The sequence below is a fragment of the Psychrosphaera sp. F3M07 genome, from assembly GCF_018860345.1.
GTDB lineage: Bacteria > Pseudomonadota > Gammaproteobacteria > Enterobacterales > Alteromonadaceae > Psychrosphaera > Psychrosphaera aquimarina.
The window spans coordinates 20,899-44,306 of sequence record NZ_JAHKPJ010000020.1 but is presented as its reverse complement, the minus strand read 5'-3'; the positions used below and the strand labels follow the sequence as shown (position 1 = coordinate 44,306).

Genomic DNA, 23,408 nt, shown 5'->3' with positions numbered 1-23,408 from the left:
AGGGAGGGTTGGGGCACCATGATAGCTATATTTAGCCATATTCAGAGTGCTTTTCCACCTTTTTCCACCATGTTTTAACCAAACATGAGTGGCAAGAAAGTGGAAACGAACAAAAAATCATCATTTAAATTTACAGACGCAAAAATCAAATCTTTAAAAGCCAATGGCAAGATCCAGCGCTTTTCAGATCAACAAATCAACCAGCTAAAACTGGTCATTTCTAATGGTGGCACTAAAACCTTTTATCTAAGGTTCAAAGTCACGCAAAAAGAACATCATATAAAGTTAGGTGGCTTTCCTGAGGTAAATTGTCGTGCTGCCAGAAAAATGGCAGAAGATGCAATGTTGGCAATTCAAAACGATGTTCCATACTCAATATCAGACAACAAAGTTATATTTTTAAAATCAGCCAACGCAGTGCAATCACTTAATCCAAGAGAAGTGATTCGATATAGAAGCTTCACTTTAAACGATCTGTATCAATTATACGAAGACAACCACCTAAAACTACTAAAAGTAGTTACAGACAGAAAACATAGCTTGATACGCGCATATAGACAGCTTGCCGAGCCAGAATTGGGACATTTAAAGCTGGATGAACTTAATCGTAAGGTAGCGACCAAGTTTCTAGAAAACACCTATGCAGAGCGAGGGTATTGCCTGCATAACAAATGCTTAGCCGTGCTTAAAGCCACTTACAACTATGTTGATGAGTTTGAAGATGACATAGAAATACTGAAAAACCCCTTTAACGGCATAAGGAAGAAGCGTGAAAACGTCCGCTCACGTTATTTAAGTTACGACGAAGGTAAACGGTTGTTGTTGGCGTTAGATAACATGCCTAATCAAGATATTGCCGATATTTTCAAGCTTTGCTTATTCACTGGTGCAAGGGTAGGCAATGTTCGCTCTATGCGATTTGAGGAACTAGATCTTATTAATGGTATGTGGCTGATCCCAAGTCATAAAGCGAAAACCAAAGTCACCTATGAGTTACCACTGATAGAGCAAGCGCAAGCCATTTTGCAAAAGAGACTGGAGAAGCAATCAACATCTGGTTTTGTATTTCCAAGTAGGAGTAAACATGGCTATGTCGTGGGTGGTTGTAAGGCTTGGAAAAAGGCAATTATCGAAGCAGGGCTTTACTCCGATAATCCAGATTTGCGAATTAGAGTGCATGATTTAAGACGAACATTTGCCACTTGGCAGTTAATGGCGGGGATGGATATTAGCGTGGTAAGCAAATCGTTAGGCCATGCAGATCTAAAAAGCACCATGATTTACGCTAGAGTAAACAAAGACTCTATCAGAAACTCCATTTCGACAGCATTTAAAGATTTCTAATCCTCACAAAGTTAAATATTCACGATTGTGAATATTTAACTTTACATATATTTGTATTGTACTAATATAGTTATCGAGGCATACACCTGACGATAATTTCACTTATCAGACAATGTGGCTGCTCTTCTTTCTTTTTACCCAAAAAATTGGAGTATTGGTATGAAAGTAGATGCAGCAGAAGAGGCTGTTAAGATTGTTGAAAAATTATTGGACGTTGCTGTTAGTGAGGGTGATGAATTGCTCCAAATAGCTTTACAACAAGTATTGGACAAGCTTGAACTTCACAAACAACAGTTACAAAAAGAGACAAAGGTTAAACAATTATCCATAGTTGTAAACCTTTTAAACTTTTTATCTGGCCTTGAGTAACCTCAAGGCTAATGCGACAGCCCACTCCCGATAGCTGACTGCTTGGAATGGTAATTTTTCGCGACAAAGGAGGTGATTAATCTCTACACGGGGTAGCGGCATCCGTAATGCTGTATGAGATCTGTAAATGATCAAAACTATAACAACTTAAACATTAGAGGATTAACAAAAAACGGATTCCAGTTAAATATAGTTATTTAGTTAAGCGCTTTATTAAGCATTATCGAATCAAACTTAAAGGGAAAAAATGAAAGATAAATACATTTTTTATTGTTCTAAACCTTAAACATTGATTTGAATTAACAGGGGAGCAGTCATCTTTCCTGTTATAGATGTTACTAAATTCTAATTACTAGTGATGTTTTAAGTTGAAATAAAAGTAATGAGTGTGAAAAGAAGTCCAACAATTTTAAGCATATTTAGCGATCTTATCTTTGAGATGTCATACGTGTCGTATGTCGAACGATTTGATATTGATCTAAATAAGCAAGTGTTGCCGACCCATCTTAGTCTTGGGAGTGTGAGATTCAAGCTTCAACTCATTATGTCGGTAAGTATGTTCACTCAATTTAAAAGCTTTACGAGATTAGACTCGACGAGGCAGTTCTCACTAATGTGGTCAGAGGTATCTCACCACAATTCTCGATTTCGAAGGCTGCATTTATTATAAATATTTTATAAAACATATTAACCAAAGGCTCAAAAATGAACTCATATGAATTAGCAGGTATAAAATTAAAGTCTTTACGGGAAGTTAATAACTTATCTTTAAAAGAAGTAGCTGAAGAACTAGATATAACACCTAATTATTTAACAATAATCGAAAATGGAAAACAGAAGCCTTCAAAAAAGGTGCTAAAGAAAGCTGCAATTTTATTCAATGTTGAAGTCGATTCTTTTCAAGAATCATCGAGATTATTAGAACAATTTAAACTAATTGCGAAAACTGAATCTGCGGCAGATGTCAGAACAGCACTGAACTGTCTTCTCAAGGAACAAATATCAGATTAGAGTCCAATCATGCATGACTGACTATTAATCACCCCACCCCAATGATATTTAATCTTTGTTCCGATTCGCTCAAAACTCTCCTATAAAGAACTTACTTACCTTTAGGTCAATAATTAAAGGTAGAAGTCATGAGTACAGAAATTGAGTTTCATAAAGTTTATACACGTAACAGTAAGTCCCCTTGGGACGATTTAGCGCGTGTAGTGATGGCGTGGCAACCAGAGACGAAACAAGGCATTTATATGCATGTTGGAGTTGATGGCATTAACGGATTTGCAATAAGTAGAGAATTTCAATCTAAACTACCAGCCTCTATCCGAGGGCAATACGTTTGTTCGGTATACGCAGATATTATTTTTCATATCTTTCAGAAAGATATTGAAGAATATTGTCAGTCGCAAATTGAACAACGCATTTTTAAAAATACGTTTATAGTCGGTCAAGATGTGTTCTTTTCGGAGATAGCAAAAATTCAATGGCAGATGTCATACGATAAGTTTTTGGAACAAAACTCTCAGCCGCAGTAATGCGGCTTTTTATTTAGTTCTTTTATTTGCTTTTGCATTCTCTAAAATATGATGCAGCCTAATTGCCAAATTCAAGCTTAACCCTGCAACGGGAAGAACAGCCATCAACTGAAGCAAGCACAAATAAAATATAGTAAAGGAGCTGATTCCACGATATAACTTTATCTGGTTATGTATAAATTCATATGAAAGCAAAGAGTTGATTACACCAGAAACTACTAAAGCCATCATAACTAATACTGAAGATAGCATTGCTACCACTAAAATCTCAATGTTTTTAGTTTTCCCTTCATAGTCATCTAATTCTGCGTCAGTAACTGTTAAAATTTTTATAGCATCAGGGTATACGACCGCAACCCAAAGTCCTGATATAGTGAAGACGACTCCTGCTAAAGCTTGAAGCGAGCTTATAATAGCGCTCATTTCGTTCGGGCTGACCTCTTCATAGAAGAAATATGAACCAATGGCGGAAATAGCTAACAAGTATAGATGGATTTTAAAGTTGAGTAATTTTTCCATTTTACGCATCTGGAGAAACAAGTTTTAATTCAGAATTCTTTTGGGCGATACTGCGTTTTACAGAAGCCAACAACTCGTCTCTTTGAGTGTCAATGGTATCTAATATATCTGAAGATTTATATCTTGTACCACCAATCTTTAAAACAGGATCGAGTTTAATATGAGGTCTGTTAGAAAAGCTATCAAACCAGCAAGTCTTTTTGTCATTATAAAGCTTATAGCCTATGTTATTTTCTCCTGTTTCTGGGTCAAATTCTTCTGAGTGAATGTTAATAAGTTGTTCCAGCTCTTCCTTTGATATGCTAGCTTCAGAGATAACTTCCACTTCCTTTTCAAATTTTGTTTGTTGTATACCTTGTATCCTTTCGAAAAACGCCAGAACACTTCCCTTGTTAGATTGTGTCTCAACAGATACTTTTTCTTTGACAACTATATGAGATATTTTAGGAGCTAGAACGTCGCTATTTATAGCTTTGATATTTAGTGCCTTTGATTTTACGAGAAATCTAAAGCCCATGCTGAACTTGCCATCATCAGAGAGGTAAGTAACAGTTGTTTTATTGATCTGCTGCCCTCTTTTATGGTTATAAAAACTCGAATCTACTTCTTTTTTATTAGGATGGGGGACTTTCATTTCGAAACAGCGCTTAATGTATTGCCCAACATTCTCTGTATCTGCATTTGAGTGCGGGAACGTGATAGAAGCGACAATGTTGAGTTCAGGAATAAACCAGTAGTAAAGAGGTACACCCATCAACAAGTTTTGACCATTGTGCTTGGGTTCTTTAATTAAAAAACTGTCGTCTTCGTCATCACCAACTTTTGCATCTTCAACTACTCCTGTCATACGGCCACTATCGTCTGGATATTGCTTCCAGAAAGTAAACAGATAATCGCCAGTGGTTTGATTGTAGGAGCTAGATTTATAATATACTTTAGTTCTAAATGGATGATCGTCTTCTGACCAAGGTAACGTCCCTTTAAATTCTTGTTTTTCAGCCCAAACTCGAACATGGTTTAAGACAGAAGATAAAGATTCTGCTATGTGTTCTGATTCTGCCTGTTTTCTTAGTCTGTACAAGCCACAGTGTGGTATTTCAAAAAAATTAATAATACCGCTTTCCATACCTTTCCTTAGTTATATGACTTTTGCAAAGTCAGTTTATGGAACATAAAAAAGTAAAACGTTCCACTATTTTAAATTTCTTGAAAGTTAACTATATAAAATATATATGAAAATGTATCTTAGTTATTTTGTTTTTATCAGTCAATTAATCGCAAAGCGAACTATTTTCCTCAAGCTGAGCATATATATATTTGAGCTAGTAAGCAGCGTCCTGCAACACTGCGAATAATATTAGATTATGAATTTGCAGATTCAGTAATCACCCACTGATTTAGTTGGCGGCACGCCATTTAAATCTAAACAAACTAGTCATTAGTACGGTCATAAAATTTAAGAGAAGTCACCCAAAAAGAAGAGTCGCGATTGTCGCGGCTCTTCTTTTTTGTGTCTCTGGTTGTATTAGATGTTATGCCAAAACTTGCTGTATAGAAGGTGTGTAATTTCTTTGTTGTATACGATTTTTAGACGCTTTTTAAAAAATGCTTTATCGAGGTTGTTGTCGGTGTTGGCGAATAATTTTTCGTGGACACGTTCAGCGTCAATTAAGAACCTGCGTTTATGCGAATAGTAAAGCACTCGACAGATCTTCTTATCTTTTAAAATAGCCTCACGTGTTCTTTTTAAAATATCGAGCCTGTAACTAGGGAATTTATTGGATGCTTCAATTTCAATAGCAATCAACTCATTACTTTCAACTTCAAATGCTAAAGCATCAAACCTTCTAGCCTTACTTAAGCCTTCTGAAGTCTGCTCGCGCTCTGTAATGAAAAAGGAGTATTTACCTGTATTGATACCCTCGGCGACAACGGCAGCAGCCATAAGATCATGGGTAAGCTGCTTGTGGTTTAGGGAACTAGCTTTTATGGTATATTTTAAGTTTTGTTGGTGGAGTTCTTCTAACATTCTGACAGCTTTTGGTTTAAGTAAAAATACCCGCCTGTCACGGCAAGCAAAGGTTTTTACCTCTTCTAAAAGCTCTTCGCGAGTGTATTTTCTTAACAGTCTATTCACCACGCTACGATCTAGCCCTAACAGAATTTCAATAACACTTGGTGATGTAAATCCGAATCTATAGATCCAATCTAACATTGCATATAGCTTTGCTTTATGGCGAGCCTGTGTAGATGGTGATGTTTGATACTTCTTTGGAATACCGCGCTCTAGTCTGAAAATCATATTGCATCCTTGCTTACTTTAACTAATTACTAAGTAGGTTTAGTTGACGCAGATTACCTGCGTTCTTAACAAATATGATGGTTTCTTATCAGGCAACCATCTAAAGGCAAGGGGAAATACGGTTCGTATAAATAAGAAACAGCTTGAACTCCTTGTCATTACTACCAAGTTTCGTGGATGACTTCGGTCTTGTCTTCAACAACAACTTTCAATCTAAACATCGCGCTTGCATTTCAGCAGCGGACAAAACCATTTCCTCCAATGGGATAGGGAAGTCGTAAATGGTTTTGTCCGCTGCCTCCGTTGCGCACGATGTCTAATTATCTATCGATAGGCTACCAGCTTTATATATTTCATTAATTAAGCTTCACGCGGGCTGATGTAATTTTTCAAATTAGCTGTTATTGGCTCGTGTTTCAGCACGAGCGCTTTATTCAATCTGGCGAGTGATACTTACTAAAATAAACCAGCCCCCCTTTAAAAGGGGGGCTGGTTTATTTTAGTAAGTTGCATCTATACGAATTTTGTATGTTTACAAAAATATTTAGCTAAACCATAAAAGTTTGCGTTGAGTGTTTCTTTTTAGTTGCTCGATTAATCAATTGGAGTAACGAATGACTCAACAGCTAGATATGTTTCCCCTCGGTGAATTACCTGCAAATTATTTAAAAACACCAGTTGCGACATGCATTAATACAATTTTAAAAAAAGATATTGAAGAACCTTATGTAATCGTACCCGACTTATTAGTTTCGGGTGAAGCGACTATGTATGCCGCGTTAGCTGGCGGTGCCAAAACATATACTATGCAATACCTAGCTGCGTGTGTAGCAACAGGATCTTCGTTTTTAGGAATGCCAGCAGCTAAACCTTTAAGAGTGGTCATTGTTGATGGAGAATTGAGTGAAATTCAAATTCAGCAGCGATTTTCAAAACTTTTCAACTATCTAGGCGTTCATCCTCAAGACGGCTTTTTGACCATCATACATAAAAAGAGTTATCCAAATGGGTTGCCTGATTTAAGTAAACCTGAAGGGTACGAAGAAATCAGACCTGAACTTGAACTCGCAGATGCTGTGTTCTTAGATAATTTATCAGCTCTTTACCGTGATGATGAAGAGTTGATTCAAAATGACTGGAACTATTACAACTCTAGCTTAGATGAACTCAGAAATGCAGGTAAAGCTGTGTTTGTGCTGCACCATACAGACAAGGCATCAACCAACTACAGAGGGCACAGCGAAATTGCCAGAGCAATTGATAATGCTTTTATTGCGGTGAAAGATAATAAACAAAGCAATGATTTTAAAACAGTGATCCGAGTGAAAAGACCGAAATCAAGAAACGGTGCTGCTGGAGAGGAGTTTTTAAAATTTGAATTTGGTAGTGACTCTGTAACAGGAGAGTTCTTTTTCCAAAAGCTAATTTAGGTTTTAACTTTCTTAGGTAGCTTGCTATGGGCTGTCAACATAAGTTGATAGCCTTCGGTGCCATCTACACCTAATGCTTCACAAATTTGAAGGTGTTCGTATAAATCAATTTTTCTTTCCAGATTCTCAATTTTTGAAATATAGCTATGACTCGCTAAACCTAACTGTTTAGCAAGTTCTGGCATTGTGATGTTTTGAGATTGGCGTTGCTCAGATAGCCAGCTAATTAGCTTTCTATAAGGCTCAGCAGAAGTTGTTTTTTGCATAGTTTGCAAAAGATACGTTAGAAATACTTGTGTCCGAAATTCGGACTTTGTTATTTTAAGTCCGAAAATCGAACATGAATAACGAGGAAATAAATATATGAATTTAATACGGAAAGCATTATTAGGGACATTAACAATAGCTGAATTAGCTGGTTGTGTTACATCATCAGAGCCATACTCAATACCTATGACTAATATGGATAAAAAGGAGTTTGTTTTTAAAAAAATAAAAACCGATGGATATGGAGGTATTTCCGAAAGTGATGCAATAGCTTCAGTCGTTAAGTATGTAAAAAAACAATTCAGCATTTAATAAATGTACTTATGGTTTATTTGGTGGTGGTAGCTGTCGAAGTGGCGATGCTGGCAGCATAAAAACGGAGTGGGGAGCGAACACCTCAAGAGGTCAAGATGTCGTAAATCTGACGTATTACAAAGTTGATACATACTCTACAGGCAGAACAGACAGGACTACTGTAGCTCAACAATTTCCGTTTACTATTAACGAAACAGAAGATTTATACACTGTATCATTATCGCCATCAGCAAAAGCTGATGTGAAAATTGGAACAAGTGCAATTGGTATCCCTCTGAGTCCGCCAATATCAGATGATAATGTGGTAGCGTGGGCTAAAAACTTATTTAAAAAAGACAAAATAACTACAATTTCTCAAACTGCGCGTGTGACGGGTGATTTTAATGTTGAACTAGACAATAACTCAGTTAAATCTAATCTCATCCGCGAGTTCAACATGCAATTTCGCGACGAGAGTAATGGAGTGCAGTCAAAAGCTTCTCAAAAACGCCGTATGAGTGGCGCAGTAGTTGATATATCTGTAACAGTCTCGGTGTATCGTGGTAAAACAAAAGTAGAGTATGTGTTAAAGCATCCATTTGAGCTAACTTCGGATGGTTCAATTAAAAATTACAACGATAAAATCATTTCAACGGCATTAGAACAATTGAAAAAAGCAGCAAACGCTTAGTCATTGAATTGTCTTATCCATAAAAACCGCTTTTTAGCGGTTTTTTATTGTCTAAAATATGGTCAATCAGCATTTCTTAATAAAGCATTGAAAATATGATGATAATCAGTTTTTGTTGTTTAATTATCACTCAGTTGTAAATGAAAAGCGGGAAAAAAACACCGCACGATTTGCGCTTTTAAAAATATTGTTGTTTTTTGTGCACGCATAATCTTTAAAATAGGTGTCGGATTAAATTTACCGACACCTAATTAGTGATATTCATAAAGCCTTACAAAACAATCTGGAGCTTAATAGAGAAAATGCTCTCCGCATTTTTCTATGGCTATTTGTGGAAGAATGGAATCCCGCTTAACAAGTTAGCTATTTATTTAGCACCTTTCGTGAAATCCTCATTTCGATACAAATTTAACAATCAGCTGCATTTCTTTTTAAGAGTAAATAAAGCAAGCAAAGTTATTGGTGTTAGACGAAAAGTTTCAAAAGGCTCAATCAAAGAAGAATTAAACTTTGAATTGGTCTCGTTTACTGACTGGCAGTCTTTTGATTTTGAAAAGCTGAAGCAGGCTATTAAACGTTATCGCGATATAGAAGAGTCTGAAGGACGAACTCCAACTAGAGACAAAGTATTTCCTCAAAATACGGTACAACCCGTAACAGTTACAGAGTTTGTTCTGTTCTATATTGATTATCACCTTGCCTATAAATACGGCGATAAACATAGAAACTATACTGATGCCGTTAAGTGGTTGACCGAATACATAGAACCTACCATTGGCAAATATAAAGTTGAATACCTTAAATCTAGTGAAATCGAAACTTTATTACTTGAGCAAGCTTTACTATCTCAAGGTAGGTGGGCGCATGATAAAGTGTTAACCACTTTAAGCGCAGCTCTTAATTTTGTAATAAAAGAAAAACACGAGTACAGATACCTTAGAAATCAAGCTTCTGGAATAGCGAAGATTAGAAATCGAAGCTTTGAAACTGTAGCCATAGAACATTTTGTCAAAATACTGGAAGCAGCCAAAAAAGCGAACAACACTGATTTAATATTCTTTTTAATGTGTTCGTTTCTTATAACTACTCGTAAAGCTAATACGTTTGCGCTGGAATGGAAGTGGTTTGATTTCAAGAACAATATTGTTGCCATACCGAGTAACAAGCATAAAAACTCAAAAACAACGGTTTATCATTATCCACAGTGGCTGTCTGAAGAATTACAGAAGCGAAAGGCCAAGCAAACTCTTGAAGCAGAAGATAAAGGCAAAGTTCCAACGGCTTTTGTATTCCCAAGTGATAAAGGTACTAAAGGGCATCGTACTACCTTTGAAAATGTTTGGTATCCACTACTAGACAGCCTTGGTTTATTTGAAGCAGAAACTGTTGTTAACGCTAATACTGGCAAACCTGCTATTAAGAAAAAGTATCTAGTCAAAATCCACAATTTAAGAAAGTTAATGGCCGACATGCTAGATGATATTGATACTCACCCAGAGATCATATCTGCACTATTAGGCCATGCCGACGCTAATTCTATACGTCCTTATCTAGATGTTCGTCGTAACGCTAAATCCAAAGCGAAAGAGAAAGTGTTTGAAGTAGTAGATAAAGCCGCCAACCTTGATAGGTTTACTGAGGCGGCTTAATAATTCTATTTAGCGACACCTTCTTTAGCAGTTGTAAAGAAGCTACTTCTTAAATAATTATACCAATGTTTGAAAGTCTCACCTTCTTTTTGGGGAGCATAGGCTTTCCCATTTTTATAAAGCTTACCACCTATTAGGTAATGTGAAATTCTTACTTTTAGTTCTTGACCGTTTACGTCTAGGCTATTGAACTTTGAGCTATTTCGGCCTTTTCCAATAAAATAAAAGTATATATGGCAGTTTGTCTTGGATAATTCAAAAAGCTTTTGAAATGTTTCTAGCTCTGGTTCGTGAGTCCTTATAACTTCTAAGATGACATTGGGATATGCAGAGCGAGGGAAAAACTTTTTATTGTCACAGCCAGCAATATCAGGCTGAATGTAAGAGTTCTCATGGAAAGCAATTCGAGCATCAGCTTCTTTGTACCATTTATAATCACTGTCCCCAAGAGAGCCAAAGACAACCTGTTCTTCGAAAGTACCGTCATCAGCGAAAAAGTTAGTAGAGAACTTAATAGAATTTATTTCAGGTTTACTTAACTCCTCAAAAATGTAACTAACACAGCTGTTGTGTGTTGGATCATTTTCTTCTCTACCGAGCCTTTTTCCAAAGGATGGCTCCCCCACCTTCCTAAAATGTGGAGTATCTTCATTCCTAACAGGGACGACAATACAATCGTCATCGTCAAGAAGAGGCTCTTCTTTCATCCTAGGATATATAGTTATATCCAAGATATCAGCACTAGAATAAGTACGACCAGATATTAATCCTCTAGGCATATACAACTCCTCACAACAGCCTGAACATTTCATTTTACGTTTTTGCCTAAAGATGTTATCACCTTAAAAAATATAAGAAATGATTGAAATTATTCACTTATAATTGCAAATGACGGTGGGAAAGGGGTGGAAAAGCCAGAATTTAAAGCTAAAAAAACCTTGTAATTACAAGGTGGTATGGAATTAGATGGTGCCCCCTCCCTGACTCGAACAGGGGACCTGACGATTATGAGTCGTATGCTCTAACCAACTGAGCTAAGGGGGCATTCCATTTGTTTTCTGATGCAAAATTTAATCTTGCTGAAAACGGCAGGGAGTATAAGCAATGTTGATTTGCTTGTCACTCCCTGATTTTGATTTATGCTTTTATTTGCCTAATGTTTGACCAATTGTTTTGATTTTCTTATCAAAACTAAGCCAGATAACATAATTAACAGCAACCATCCGTAACTTGAACCTTTATTAGAAGGCGAAGGTGTTGGTACGTTAACTTCGTCTATAAGCTTTTCAATGGTAAATGTAACCGTAGCACTTTGATCAAATGGGTCGGTGACGGTTAACGAAAACTCATAACTTCCAGCCTGATTTAATGTGATCATAGCGTCTAACGATGTTGGATTATCTATGGTTATTGTCTCACCAGACACTTGTTGCCATAAGTATGATAACGGGTCATCGTCATCAGTAATCGCGACAAGGTTTTTTAAGGCATATTGTGTAACAAAGGCCGCACTGTGATCCGTTGCGGTAATGGTTGGAGTTTGGTTACTTTCGTCATCTAATATTAAGTACTCGATGTCAGTCGTCGCGCCTAATCTTGCGTCATTTTGCGCAACCAGTTGCAATAATAACCATTCGTTATTTTCACTAATACTGTCGTTTAATATGGTTAAGGTTACTGTTTTATCTTCGCCATCATCTACGTCCCAGCTAACAACACTGTTTGATAAAGTAAAGTCGGTATTTACCTCTGCATTATCGCCTTTATCTGAAATAATTTGGGTTAATTCAACCGATGTAGAGCTTGTTAAGGGGGGAAAACGAGTTAACTTGATGTCGAAGGTTTTGTTGTCAGGTGCATTGCTATTCTCTTTAACTGTTTCACCTGATGTTTGTATTTCTACGGCTCCGACTAAATCTTCACCTAATATGTTTACCCATGCTAACGCTGGTGAATATAAGGTTGCTCCACCAGTAACATTGTACAATTCGACCGCCAATGACTCTGTGGGTTCTGACTCAACTTCATCGTTAATTATTTGAATTGTGAAAGATTTAGCACTTGTATCGCCGTCTTCCCACGTTAATGTACCTTGAGTTGCTATGTAGTCAGATTCTGTGGCCGAACCTTGTAACGTCCTATAGTTTGTACTGATAGCCCCAGTGGAACCATTAACTCGCTTAACCGTTATGGTAACTAAATCGCTTTCTTGTACATTGATGTTTAACTGTTCAAACTGAAGTGAACCGGCTGCTACTGCTTTCGTATTATCCTTTAATACATATAAACCAGAATTTATATCGCTGACTAAGATTAAGCCACTAGGCAAAAATGGGTATACGCCCCAAGCGCCATTAAATGAGTTACTGTCTGACGTTGGAAAGGTATCAAAAAAGCCGACTTCAACCGGGGCTATTGGATTTGTGATATCAAGTACTGTCATGCCTCGCTCGTAATTAGACATATAATAACGGTTACCTCTCACGAATCCGTTATGATCGATGGATTTGGTATCGCCTTGCCATTTACCTTTGTACTCTGGATTTGTTAAGTCTGAGACATCAAAGATATGTAAACTGGTATTTAACCCTAGGCGCTGTTCGTCTAATTCATCATGGACGTACACGTATTGTTTATCTTCTGTCCACCAACCAGAATGTGTATATTCGGCGTTGGCATACACACCTTGTCCTAGTTCTTTCAGTTTACTGGCATTGGTTTGATCCCATAAGCGCATTTCTTTTTCATTAAAATCGACAAACACATCACAAGTGTCACCGGTTTGTTGGCATTGGGTTTGTGCTCTGTCATCTTCGACCACAAAGGAAGTACCATCGTGGGTATAATCATTCCGCGTTGCGTTTAATGGAGTATAAAGTGCAGTGGGGGATTCCGGATTAGTTAATGAGTAACTGCGGTGAGCGCCGCCATATTTATTTGACCCCATGGCATGCAAACTTGGAGAGCGACCGTTAATGGCCACACCCGTTGTGTAGTTCACATTACTAATATAAATATTATGCAGGCTATTATCTTGATAACTTGTTTTAACTAGTTTTGCTGAATTAGGTAGGTCAGAAAGGTTGATGATGGCGACCCCATTTGTTGCACCGTCTGTTGAAACATAAGCGTATGCTTGCCATTTAACTAAACTGGCATCGTAATATTGATATACCTTTATATCGCGCCATATCGCATTTGAACCTGAGATTATATCTACGACGGTTGGATTAGCCGGGTCTGCTAAGTTAACCACTGCGGTACCATTGTTTAAACCTATAATTGCATATTCAGTCCCTGTATTTAGGTCAACATGCCCCCAAATATCGTTACCTGCACTTGGATTGCTGGCGAATTGATTTAAAGGAACGTGTGCCACCAAATCAATATTGTCACACGGATATTCACCTGCTTTATTGTTGGAGCATGTTAATTCTGATTGCGATTCACTTAGTACTTGGTAGCTCGCGAGTTTCTTTTTTAATGATTTTATTTGGATTTGGTCTAACGCTTTGGCGTCGGTCATTACCACAAAGCCACGTTCACTTAAGGCTTCTTTATATTCTAATGGAATGCCATTTAAGTAGGTGGCGTTGTTATCGATATCGCGTTTTTTGTAGTGATCAACTATAGAATAGCCGCCATAAGCCGGGATAAGTTGGCTGGTAAGGTAAAATATTTCATCAACGGAAGTGACATTATACTGTCCTGCCGCAACCAGCACTTTGTCCCCTTTGTTTGCTTGAGATGAAGCGTAACCTATGGTTAAACATGGTTTTTCTACCAACTCACAACGACCGGTATCAATACCATTGGGTGCAACATATCTTGCTTTATCGTGTTCCGCATGAGCGAGTGCAGAGTTGGAAAACACGGATAAAAAAATAACAATGATTACGGCAGTTGATTTCATAATTTTCTCTATTAGTTCAGGGTATTGAGTCAAAAACGTTGGTTTTTTTACATCCTATTTAATTTGATACTAACTGATTTGTTTACAAAACTTTAGTAATAGATAATGATTCTTATTTGGCAAATGGCTAAGACTAGGTTATAAAGCCAATGAAATCATTTGAGACTATAAAATTAGTGCATAAACTGGATTAATAATTATATTTGCCGATATAAAAGATCTTGATCACTAATTTGATTAAACCAATACCAATAATAATTAAAAAAATACAAAAGGTTTACTTTGTCTGACATAAGTTTTACTCAAGAAGGCAAGTCGATTTCTATCGTCGTAAATTGTCATGCTGAGAGTCCCATATATGAAGAATCTGAACTGCTGAAAGCACATGCTGACAGTACGTTTTATAAAACCTATGTAAAAAAAGAATTATTACTTGGTATCTTAGAGTCGATCAATGACACCGTTGTAGAGATCAAAAATGGCGAAGCTAACCCTAGCGAGTATCGCCATGAATTTGCTGAAGTAAAAGATGCCGTTGTTTCTATTAAAATAGCGAACGATAAAATGTCCGCTAAAGCCCAAATAGAAATGCCTTGGGGCGGTAAAATTGCTAGTGTCGATACCATCAAAAAAGAATGCAAATACAAAGGATTAAGCTTTGGTCTCAAGCGTTCAAAAGTAGAAGCTTTATTAGAAAATAGTTTTGATGCTCACCCAGGAGAAATCTTTGAAGCGGTTATTGCTGTGGGGAAAGATCCCAAACATGGCAAAAATGCTTACTTTAAACCTCTGGTTGAGTTGTTCTCAGAAAAGATCCGTAAACCAACCGAAATGGAAGGTGGAAAAGTTGATCTTAAAGACTTAGGTGATATAGAAACCGTTAAACCCGGTGAACGAATCTTTCAAAAAATCCCCCTTACGGTTGGTGTTGATGGTCGTAATGTATTAGGCGAAGTGATCCCTGCAACTCCAGGTAAAGATGCCAAACTTGAAGTCTCTTCAGGTACAACTGTTGATCCAAATGATCATAATGTACTGCTCGCCAATAAAGAAGGTTTGGCTCGATTAATTGATAATCGTATGGAAGTCGATGATGTTTATACCTTAGTTGAGTTAACGCCTAAACAAGGACACGTTAAGTTTAACGGCTCAGTCATCGTATTGGGTGATGTTTCCCCTGAAATGAAAATAATTGCATCTGGTGATGTATTGATTGCTGGATTTGTCGAATCTGCCAGTATTCGATGCCGTGGTGAGTTAACTGTGCTGTCTGGGGTGTCAGGTAAAGCATTAGATGAACCGTTTGACGATAGAAAAAACAATTGCTTATTAGAGTCAGGTAATCGAGTAAATGTCTCTTTTGCGAATCATGTTGATATTGTGACAAAACGAGATGTTTTTGTGCATAAACAAATATCACATTGTAATGTAGTTGCCGCGTCAATTGTGGTGGGCAAAGGGCAAGTACCTAGAGGTAAAATTATCGGCGGCCATTATTTTATCAGTAAGTATATTGAAGTCGGGCATTTAGGCGCGCCATCAGATACGGTCACCCATATTTCAATGAATCGAACCTATGATGTGTTCAAACAAAAAGAAAAACATTTTTGGGATCAAGTTGAGCAGTTGCAACTTAAGTTAGAGAAATGGCATGTTAAATTATCGAGCTTAGTGCAGGAAGATCAAAAAGTAGCCGTTAAATTTGAAATCGCTCAATTAGAAAATATCATAAATAAAAACATTAATTACCGAAAAACATTAATACAACGTCGTCGTGAATATATGGAAAATGTGGTGGTTAAAGTTAACCACTCCTTATATGGCGGACTTAACTTTAGATTTGGTAGTAAAGTAATAACCAACGAAGCGCGAAAAGGCCCGTCAATCGTTAGGTTAGACGAATATCAATTGGTTATCGAACCCAAAAACTAGCAGTTCCCCTCAGAATTTATCCAATTGTTTTTCACTATTTTTCCCTTCTGTAAAACTTTGTAACAACCTAATTAAAGAGATGTTTTGGCAAACCGCTGGTTTTCTTTTATATTCGTCAGAGTTTAAAAATTTGATTGGATAAAACAATGGAAAGCGAAACCACCAAGATTTTGGTTGTCGATGATGATATGCGTTTACGTAGTTTGTTAGAGCGCTATTTAACCGAGCAATCTTATATTGTAAGAAGTGCAGCAAACGCAGAACAAATGAATCGCTTATTAGATCGTGAAAATTTCCATTTAATCGTTTTAGACCTTATGTTACCGGGTGAGGATGGACTATCAATCTGTCGCCGATTACGTCAAAACGAAAATCAAATCCCAATTATTATGTTAACGGCCAAAGGTGATGAAGTTGACCGTATCATTGGATTGGAATTAGGGGCAGATGATTATCTGGCAAAACCGTTTAATCCAAGAGAATTATTGGCAAGAATACGTGCCATCCTTCGAAGAAAGTCAAAAGAAGTTCCAGGTGCACCGACACTAGAAGAAGAAGAAGTTAGCTTTGGTGAATTTACCCTTAATCTGGGTACGCGAGAAATGCACCACGGTGAAAAAATAATGCCGTTAACCAGTGGCGAATTTGCCGTATTAAAAACCCTAATAAATCATGCAAGAGAACCGTTATCTCGAGATAAGTTAATGAATTTAGCTCGTGGTAGAGATTATTCAGCATTGGAAAGAAGCATCGATGTTCAAGTTAGTCGTTTACGTAAAATGATTGAAGAAGATCATACCAAACCTAGGTATATACAAACGGTTTGGGGTGTAGGTTATGTATTTATCCCAGACGGAAAAGGATAGTTGTACCTAGTGCACTTTTTATCTGCACCAACTTATCTGAGTTGGCCATTAAATAAATTCAAATGAAGTAGTTATGAAATTATTACCTAGAAGTTCTTTTGGTCAAACCGTATTTTTAGTTGGTTCTCTGTTATTGATTAATCAAATCGTCTCTTTGGTGAGTGTTTTATTTTATGTTATTGAGCCAAGTTATCAGCAAGTAAATAACTTATTAGCTAAACAGGTTAAGGTTTTATTTATTGCCGATACCCAAGGCATCAAAGTACCTAGAAAGTTATCTGAAGAATTTATTCAAGCAACCGAAATTAAAGTGTTTACTGAACAACAAGCTGAAATGAACGGTTTGTTAGAAGCCGATTTATATCCTTATTTTTCGACGCAAATGTCCAAACAGTTGGGAGGTAAAACGGAAGTTCGTATATCTCAGGGCCACGATTACTTTTTCTGGGTAAAGCCACCGCAAGCGCCAAATTATTGGGTAAGAATGCCGTTAGATGGTTTTGAAGAACAAAACTTTTCTCCATTCACTATTTATCTAATTGCAATTGGCATTTTAAGTGTGGCTGGAGGCTGGGCATTTGCTCGCCAACTTAATCGCCCACTAAAAGCACTGGAAAGTGCGGCTATAGAAGTTGGTCAAGGCGATTTTCCTGACCAGCTGAAAGAAAGAGGTTCAACGGAAATTGTTGCTGTAACTCGTGCCTTTAACCAAATGTCAGCCGGAATTAAACAGCTTGAGAAGGATAGAAACTTATTAATGGCTGGTGTTTCTCATGATTTAAGAACGCCTTTGACTCGAATTCGGTTAGCTACTGAAATGATGGGGCCAAATGAAGACTATTTGAAAGACGGCATTGTTAATGATATTGAAGATATGAATATGATCATAGATCAATTCATTGCCTTTATTCGTCATCATAAAGAAGAAGCATTAGAGCCGATTAACCTAAACTCTTTAGTAAAAGATGTTGTGGACTCAGAGCAACAAAATAAACAAAGACAATTTGAGCTCGTGTTTGATGAAAACATGACGAGTCAAATGATACGTCCTACTGCGATCAAACGAGTGATCACCAACTTAATTGAGAACGCACTTAGGTATTCAGAGTATAAAATAGTGGTTGAGACCGGGATTGATGAAATAAATAACATGATTTATTTTTCAATTTCAGACAGCGGTCCCGGAATAGATGAAGACGACGTGGTCAAATTGTTTGAACCCTTTTACCAAGGCGACTTAGCTAGAGGGGGCGAAGGCAGTGGTTTAGGTTTAGCTATTATTAAAAAGATAGTTGATACTCATCATGGCCTAGTGATTTTAAAAAATCGAGCAGAAGGTGGTTTAACTGCAACCGTTAAATTGCCTATGGTGAAAGTGGTTTAATCACCAGTTAGTCGTTTATCAAAACGATTTAAATATTAAATTTTGGAGGTGTGTATGTCAGGTCAAGGTTCAACAGGCAATGTATTAGCCGCGTTATGTAATGTATTTTTCCCAGGCTTAGGACAGCTAATCCAAGGGAAAATTTTACCGGCAATATTTATTTTTGCATTAGTCACCGTAAGTTATGCATTATGGTTTTTAATTTTCCCAGCTGTATTTGGTGTAATTATCCACTTGTGGGCGATATACGATGCCGCAACATTTAGGCCTTATGAATATTCTTAGCTAATTAAATTTGTAATTTATTTATGCATAAAAGCCAATGATTTCATTGGCTTTTATTGTTTTAGGCAACAAGATCCTTAAGAAAATATGCTTGTTCGCTTTCTATCTGATAATAATTTGATAGAGTTCAATTAACTAAGTTTTTAGAGCCTAAAATGAAATCATTATTAATCCTACTGTTTATCTCAACTTCATTGTTATTTAGTGCATTGAGTTTTGCCACGGACACCGCCAAGTTAATTGCCAAGCCTATAACGGCCAAAGCGGTTAAACATAGTCAAGTTAAACAGCAGTTTAAACAATATATCGTCCAATTTAATGATGACTCCCTTGCGAGAAAATCTCGATTAATAGCGAGTAGCAAAAACCAAAAGCAAGGTTCCGTCTCAGCATTAGGTCAATCGTCGGTCACAAGCTCTTTAAAAGATCACAAACAACTACTCGCAAAAAAACGCAGCGTATTTATGTCAACGCTAAAGGCGAAACACAAAGACGCTAAGGTGTTACGTGAGTATTCATCACTCTTAAACGGCGTAGCCGTTGCAACAGATCTATCCCTTAAACAAATAAAAAAGATAGAAAATGTCAAAGCGGTTTACCCCGTTAGACGTTATAAAAATAAAATGTCTAACCTGTTACCTATCATTCAAGCTGAAGAAACGTGGCAGTTGCTTGGTGGACGAGAAAATGCAGGAAAAGGCATAAAAATAGCCATTATAGATTCTGGAATAGTTGAAACTCACCCTATGTTTTCAGATTCTGGCATGTCAGCGCCAAATACCTCAGAGTTACCTAGTGATGACTATTGTCGCACCAGTGAATCGAGTTTTTGTAATAATAAGTTGATAGTGGCTCGTTATTACGTTCCTGACTTTATTAATATTTCTAATAGTGATGAATATGACTCGCCTAAAGGTTTGTCTGGCCATGGAACACATGTAGCCGGGATAGCAACGGGACGTCAAGTTACGGCACCTAATGGTGATGTTATCTCTGGGGTTGCTCCTGGTGCTTACTTAATGGTGTATAAAGCTCTATGGGGGCAAGATGGTGAAGGCAGCGATGTAGAGCTTCTTTCTGCATTGGAAGATGCTAAAAATGATGGGGCCAATGTGATCAATAATTCATGGGGGGGCGATAATGGACAACATCCCTCTTCCACTTTATATAAAGAGTTATTTGAAGAATTAGAAGCCAGTGGGATTATTGTCGTAAATGCGGCGGGTAACGAAGGCGAAGACCTTGGTGAAAAGTCAATAGCTTGCCCCGGTTGTGTTGAAGCCGGTATAACGGTAGCAGCCACGTCTACAGATCTTTCTACAGGATTACCGGTAACATTTGAAAATCAAACCTTATACGCCACACCCGGTGATAATAGAGCCATTAACAGCGATATCAATGCCAAAGCGCTTTTGGCGCCAAGTGATAATACATTAGGTTGTGACGATTGGGATTCGAATGTTTTGGACGGTTTAATTGCTATCGTAAACAGAGGTACCTGTCTGTTTGAAGAAAAAGCAGATAAAGCCAAAGCCGGAGGCGCTATCGCACTGATTGTTATAAACAATGAAATCGAAGCGAATATTACCATGTCCATGGGGGATTCAGACTTACCTGCTATCTTAATAAGCCTATCTGATGGTAACAAACTGACAGAAACACTAACCAGCACGCCAAATATCACATTAAATATAGGTTCTACTTTTGTTGTTTCCACAGATCCCAACTTGCAAGACTGGGTTGCCGACTTTTCGTCATTAGGTCCCAATGGCGATGATAGTTTTATAAAACCAGATATAGCAGCGCCTGGGGTTGGTATTTTATCCGCAACTTCTTCAGAAGATACGTCTTCACCTAACTTAGAATATGCGAGATTAAATGGCACTAGCATGGCCTCGCCAGCAGTTGCCGGCGCGGCAGCATTGCTTAAGCAGCATTCACCTGAATTAAATGCGTTAGAAATTAAAAGTATTCTTATCAATAGTTCTGACGCGGTGGTAAAAAATACGACGGGTGTACAAAACGCAAACGCATTTGAAACGGGGGCTGGGCGATTGAATGTGTTTAATGCATTACAAGCAACCACTTATGCCCAAAAACCCAATATGGCAGCCAAGTATTGTGTTCTTAACTGCTCGGTGACTAATCAGTTGATCTCGTTAAGTAATAACACTAATACATGGTCGGCGACGGTTGTATTTGATGATGCCAATATCACAGGTGAAGTGGTACCGAGCACATTAACATTGTCAGAAACCAATAAGGCGGCCAGTTATTCTCTTAATGTTAATGCCCCATTAACATTAGAACAGGATTGGTATTTTGGTCGTATACAATGGCGCGATGGACAGGGAAATATCATTAACCAAGCGGTAGCGATTAGTAATCAGCAAACCAGTTCTGAATTATTAAAGTTAACTCTGGATAACGTAAGTTCAACCACAAAATCCATTAGTTTAATATCAAACAATATCACCAGTGATGAAAAAATAGAGGTAGATCTTACAATTTCTGGCGGTGCTAGTTTTGTTGACAATAGTTTGGTAGTGAGTGGGGATGATAGTCATCAAGTTACTAAGGCCTTGGCAACCCAACTTTCTGTGATAGCAGATGTTGCCGTAGGCATCAGTGAAATAACAAACGAATCTGCGCCTATTACTGTTAATTTAGCAAACGATGGCGTTAAACCAATCGCTTGTGAACTTGAAGCGTGTGACGAAGTATTATATGAAATTGAGTTTGATTTTAAACATTTTGGTCAGAACTATAATACGCTGTTGATGAATGATAATGGGCTTATTGTTGCAGGGGAAGATGTTCCAGATCAGAGCGAGTTATATTTTAATTTGTCATTTCCTGATGAGACGGTTCCCAACAATATAATAGCGCCATTTTGGACGGACTTTAATTTAATAAACCATACTGAGCCAGACGATGAAGGCGGCGGTGAAATGTTTGTGGCTTATTACGAATCATCGGACATTGAATATCTTGTATTACAATGGAACAAAGTACAGCTGTATACGGATGATGAAATTACCCCAGCGGACCTTGGTGTTTCTCGTGCGGATCTTGAGTTTACTTTTCAATTAATTTTACAACAGAATAGCGAAAACAAGTGGTTTAGATACTTAGATATACCTGAACAGCCAAGTTTTTATTCTGTAGGTACTGAGAACAGTGTCGGCTCTCAAGGTGGCACTTATTGGTTTGATGGCAATGGGATCAATCCAGTAACGACTGGTGATGAACTAGGCGTTAAACTTGGTAAGATTGGCACCTTGACGATAGACGTTGATGTAAACCAACAAGCGTCGGATTCCTTTAGTCAAGACGATGATATCGTGGGTTCGAAAGACGACACATTAAATATTAACGTACTTGCTAATGATTTAGCATCGACGGAAGACGCTATCTTAACGACAAGTGTTAATAATATTAAGCAGGTTAATACATTATTCAGCAGCAGTACTGAGCGTACTTTAATTAAAAGCACATTGTCGATAACGACAGAACCTCAACATGGGCAAGCTGTGATAGTGACCGACGGGATCGTGCAATATACCCCTGATGCTAATTATATAGGAACGGATCAACTTAGTTATTCAATTGAAAATGACTTGGGACAAATTTCCAATTCGGATGTCAATATTACAATTTTAGCGGTGAATAACATTCCACAAATTATTAGCAGTCAAATTCCGACAACGATTAATCAAGGTGAATCCGTTACCTTCTCAGTTAATGCCCAAGACAATGACAGTGATTTAACCTATTTATGGACAATTCCATCACCGTTAACGGCAACTAATACCACAAGTTCGGAAATTCAAGTTACTTTAGGTGCGTTAACTGAGCAGCAAGTCGTCTCGGTTTCCGTGGCGGTATCTGACGGTGAAAATACAGTGACTAAAACGGTTGAAGTGAGCTTAATACCTACCGAAATAGACCTTACAAACGACACAGTGGAAGAACAAAGCGATAAAGATAAAGGATTTTTGGGGCTGGCAATTAACCTGTATTTACAGAGCCTGTTAATACTTCTGCTAATGTCACGTCGGTTTGCTCGTAGAAACAAATAACATAGAAATGGATACCGAGGGAAAGTGATAACCAATAGAGTATTGGTTATCACAATTAACCTAAATTTAGAACTTACCTCTAATACCTAAATGAAAGGCTCTTGCTGGTAATAAGGTTAAGTCTTTCAAATATGAACTGTGCACTCGTGCTTCCACATCAAATACATTTTTGATATTGGCAAATACCGTCATATCTTGTTGGCCCATTTGGAAATAATAAGCCATGTCGATATCGGTCATATTATATCCATCGGTTTCTGTTTCTAGAGGCGCTAATTTAGTTTGAGAAAAGTAATACATATTGTGCAGTCCTAAATCCCAGCTATCGCCTTGGTAATTAACATTAATGCCAACGCGGTGTGGTGGAATACGTGGTAGGTATTCACCAGATGTTAATTTGCCGACAATTGTATCTGCTTGTAATACTAACTTTAATGCTGAGCTAACCTGCCATTTGAACTGACTTTCGATGCCATAAAATTTAGCGTTATTAGTTTGTGTTATGTAAACCGGTAATTCACTATCATGTTCTTCATGTTCTTC

Annotated in this window: 20 protein-coding genes and 1 tRNA gene; 13 read left to right on the top strand and 8 right to left on the bottom strand. The window is 37.5% G+C overall.

What is annotated here, in order from left to right:
• The first annotated feature begins 99 nt into the window (after positions 1 to 99).
• From KO505_RS08885 to KO505_RS08870, 4 genes are all read left to right on the top strand, one after another.
• Positions 100 to 1,344: a site-specific integrase gene (locus KO505_RS08885; RefSeq protein WP_216055103.1), complete on the top strand. Its 1,245-nt coding sequence runs from the start codon at positions 100 to 102 to the stop codon at positions 1,342 to 1,344.
• Between the two features lie 159 nt (positions 1,345 to 1,503).
• Positions 1,504 to 1,713, top strand: coding sequence for a hypothetical protein (locus KO505_RS08880; RefSeq protein WP_216055102.1), 210 nt, complete (start codon positions 1,504 to 1,506; stop codon positions 1,711 to 1,713).
• 705 nt (positions 1,714 to 2,418) lie between these two features.
• Positions 2,419 to 2,724, top strand: a complete 306-nt coding sequence (locus tag KO505_RS08875) for a helix-turn-helix domain-containing protein (protein WP_216055101.1) — start codon at positions 2,419 to 2,421, stop codon at positions 2,722 to 2,724.
• Between the two features lie 128 nt (positions 2,725 to 2,852).
• Positions 2,853 to 3,251, top strand: a complete 399-nt coding sequence (locus tag KO505_RS08870; RefSeq protein ID WP_216055100.1) for a hypothetical protein — start codon at positions 2,853 to 2,855, stop codon at positions 3,249 to 3,251.
• Between the two features lie 9 nt (positions 3,252 to 3,260).
• Here the strand turns inward: KO505_RS08870 and KO505_RS08865 are convergent, their stop codons facing one another.
• The 3 genes from KO505_RS08865 to KO505_RS08855 form a co-directional block, all read right to left on the bottom strand.
• Positions 3,261 to 3,770 carry a hypothetical protein gene (locus tag KO505_RS08865; protein ID WP_216055099.1) on the bottom strand — a complete coding sequence of 170 codons (510 nt, stop codon included), beginning with the start codon at positions 3,768 to 3,770 and terminating at the stop codon, positions 3,261 to 3,263.
• Between the two features lies 1 nt (position 3,771).
• Positions 3,772 to 4,896 (bottom strand): hypothetical protein, encoded by a 1,125-nt coding sequence (locus tag KO505_RS08860; RefSeq protein WP_216055098.1) that lies wholly within the window; start codon positions 4,894 to 4,896, stop codon positions 3,772 to 3,774.
• A gap of 399 nt (positions 4,897 to 5,295) precedes the next feature.
• The gene (locus tag KO505_RS08855) at positions 5,296 to 6,072 is read right to left on the bottom strand and encodes a helix-turn-helix domain-containing protein (protein WP_216055097.1); all 777 of its coding nucleotides are present in this window, start codon (positions 6,070 to 6,072) and stop codon (positions 5,296 to 5,298) included.
• A gap of 614 nt (positions 6,073 to 6,686) precedes the next feature.
• On the opposite strand from KO505_RS08855, the gene KO505_RS08850 reads away from it, so the two are divergent.
• The gene (locus tag KO505_RS08850; RefSeq protein WP_216055096.1) at positions 6,687 to 7,502 is read left to right on the top strand and encodes an AAA family ATPase; all 816 of its coding nucleotides are present in this window, start codon (positions 6,687 to 6,689) and stop codon (positions 7,500 to 7,502) included.
• Here the strand turns inward: KO505_RS08850 and KO505_RS08845 are convergent.
• Positions 7,499 to 7,768 (bottom strand): helix-turn-helix domain-containing protein, encoded by a 270-nt coding sequence (locus KO505_RS08845; protein ID WP_216055095.1) that lies wholly within the window; start codon positions 7,766 to 7,768, stop codon positions 7,499 to 7,501. The genes KO505_RS08850 and KO505_RS08845 overlap by 4 nt on opposite strands.
• Before the next feature lie 97 nt (positions 7,769 to 7,865).
• Here KO505_RS08845 and KO505_RS08840 point away from each other — a divergent pair, with 97 nt between their 5' ends.
• The 3 genes from KO505_RS08840 to KO505_RS17480 all read left to right on the top strand — a co-directional run bounded on the left by KO505_RS08840 (position 7,866) and on the right by KO505_RS17480 (position 10,403).
• Positions 7,866 to 8,081: a hypothetical protein gene (locus tag KO505_RS08840; RefSeq protein WP_216055094.1), complete on the top strand. Its 216-nt coding sequence runs from the start codon at positions 7,866 to 7,868 to the stop codon at positions 8,079 to 8,081.
• Between the two features lie 244 nt (positions 8,082 to 8,325).
• The gene (locus KO505_RS08835) at positions 8,326 to 8,754 is read left to right on the top strand and encodes a hypothetical protein (protein WP_216055093.1); all 429 of its coding nucleotides are present in this window, start codon (positions 8,326 to 8,328) and stop codon (positions 8,752 to 8,754) included.
• Positions 8,755 to 9,137: 383 nt separating this feature from the next.
• Positions 9,138 to 10,403, top strand: coding sequence for a tyrosine-type recombinase/integrase (locus KO505_RS17480; RefSeq protein ID WP_216055092.1), 1,266 nt, complete (start codon positions 9,138 to 9,140; stop codon positions 10,401 to 10,403).
• Positions 10,404 to 10,408: 5 nt separating this feature from the next.
• Here the strand turns inward: KO505_RS17480 and KO505_RS08825 are convergent, their stop codons facing one another.
• The 3 genes from KO505_RS08825 to KO505_RS08815 all read right to left on the bottom strand — a co-directional run bounded on the left by KO505_RS08825 (position 10,409) and on the right by KO505_RS08815 (position 14,316).
• Entirely contained in the window at positions 10,409 to 11,182 is a 774-nt protein-coding gene (locus KO505_RS08825; protein ID WP_216055091.1) for a hypothetical protein, read from the bottom strand.
• 188 nt (positions 11,183 to 11,370) lie between these two features.
• A tRNA-Ile gene (locus KO505_RS08820) sits at positions 11,371 to 11,447 on the bottom strand.
• A gap of 109 nt (positions 11,448 to 11,556) precedes the next feature.
• Entirely contained in the window at positions 11,557 to 14,316 is a 2,760-nt protein-coding gene (locus tag KO505_RS08815) for a choice-of-anchor B family protein (RefSeq protein WP_216055090.1), read from the bottom strand.
• Positions 14,317 to 14,598: 282 nt separating this feature from the next.
• On the opposite strand from KO505_RS08815, the gene KO505_RS08810 reads away from it, so the two are divergent.
• From KO505_RS08810 to KO505_RS08790, 5 genes are all read left to right on the top strand, one after another.
• The gene (locus KO505_RS08810; RefSeq protein WP_216055089.1) at positions 14,599 to 16,248 is read left to right on the top strand and encodes a DUF342 domain-containing protein; all 1,650 of its coding nucleotides are present in this window, start codon (positions 14,599 to 14,601) and stop codon (positions 16,246 to 16,248) included.
• A 146-nt stretch (positions 16,249 to 16,394) separates the two neighbouring features.
• Positions 16,395 to 17,114, top strand: coding sequence for a two-component system response regulator OmpR (gene ompR / locus KO505_RS08805; RefSeq protein WP_216055088.1), 720 nt, complete (start codon positions 16,395 to 16,397; stop codon positions 17,112 to 17,114).
• 73 nt (positions 17,115 to 17,187) lie between these two features.
• On the top strand, positions 17,188 to 18,498 hold the full coding sequence (envZ, locus tag KO505_RS08800) for a two-component system sensor histidine kinase EnvZ (protein WP_216055087.1): 1,311 nt from the start codon (positions 17,188 to 17,190) through the stop codon (positions 18,496 to 18,498).
• 54 nt (positions 18,499 to 18,552) lie between these two features.
• Positions 18,553 to 18,783 carry a hypothetical protein gene (locus tag KO505_RS08795; RefSeq protein ID WP_216055086.1) on the top strand — a complete coding sequence of 77 codons (231 nt, stop codon included), beginning with the start codon at positions 18,553 to 18,555 and terminating at the stop codon, positions 18,781 to 18,783.
• 155 nt (positions 18,784 to 18,938) lie between these two features.
• Complete coding sequence (locus tag KO505_RS08790; protein ID WP_216055085.1) at positions 18,939 to 22,865, top strand: S8 family serine peptidase; 3,927 nt, start codon at positions 18,939 to 18,941, stop codon at positions 22,863 to 22,865.
• A gap of 66 nt (positions 22,866 to 22,931) precedes the next feature.
• Here KO505_RS08790 and KO505_RS08785 read toward each other — a convergent pair.
• On the bottom strand, positions 22,932 to 23,408 hold a 477-nt coding region (locus KO505_RS08785; protein ID WP_216055084.1), incomplete at its 5' end, for a TonB-dependent receptor domain-containing protein.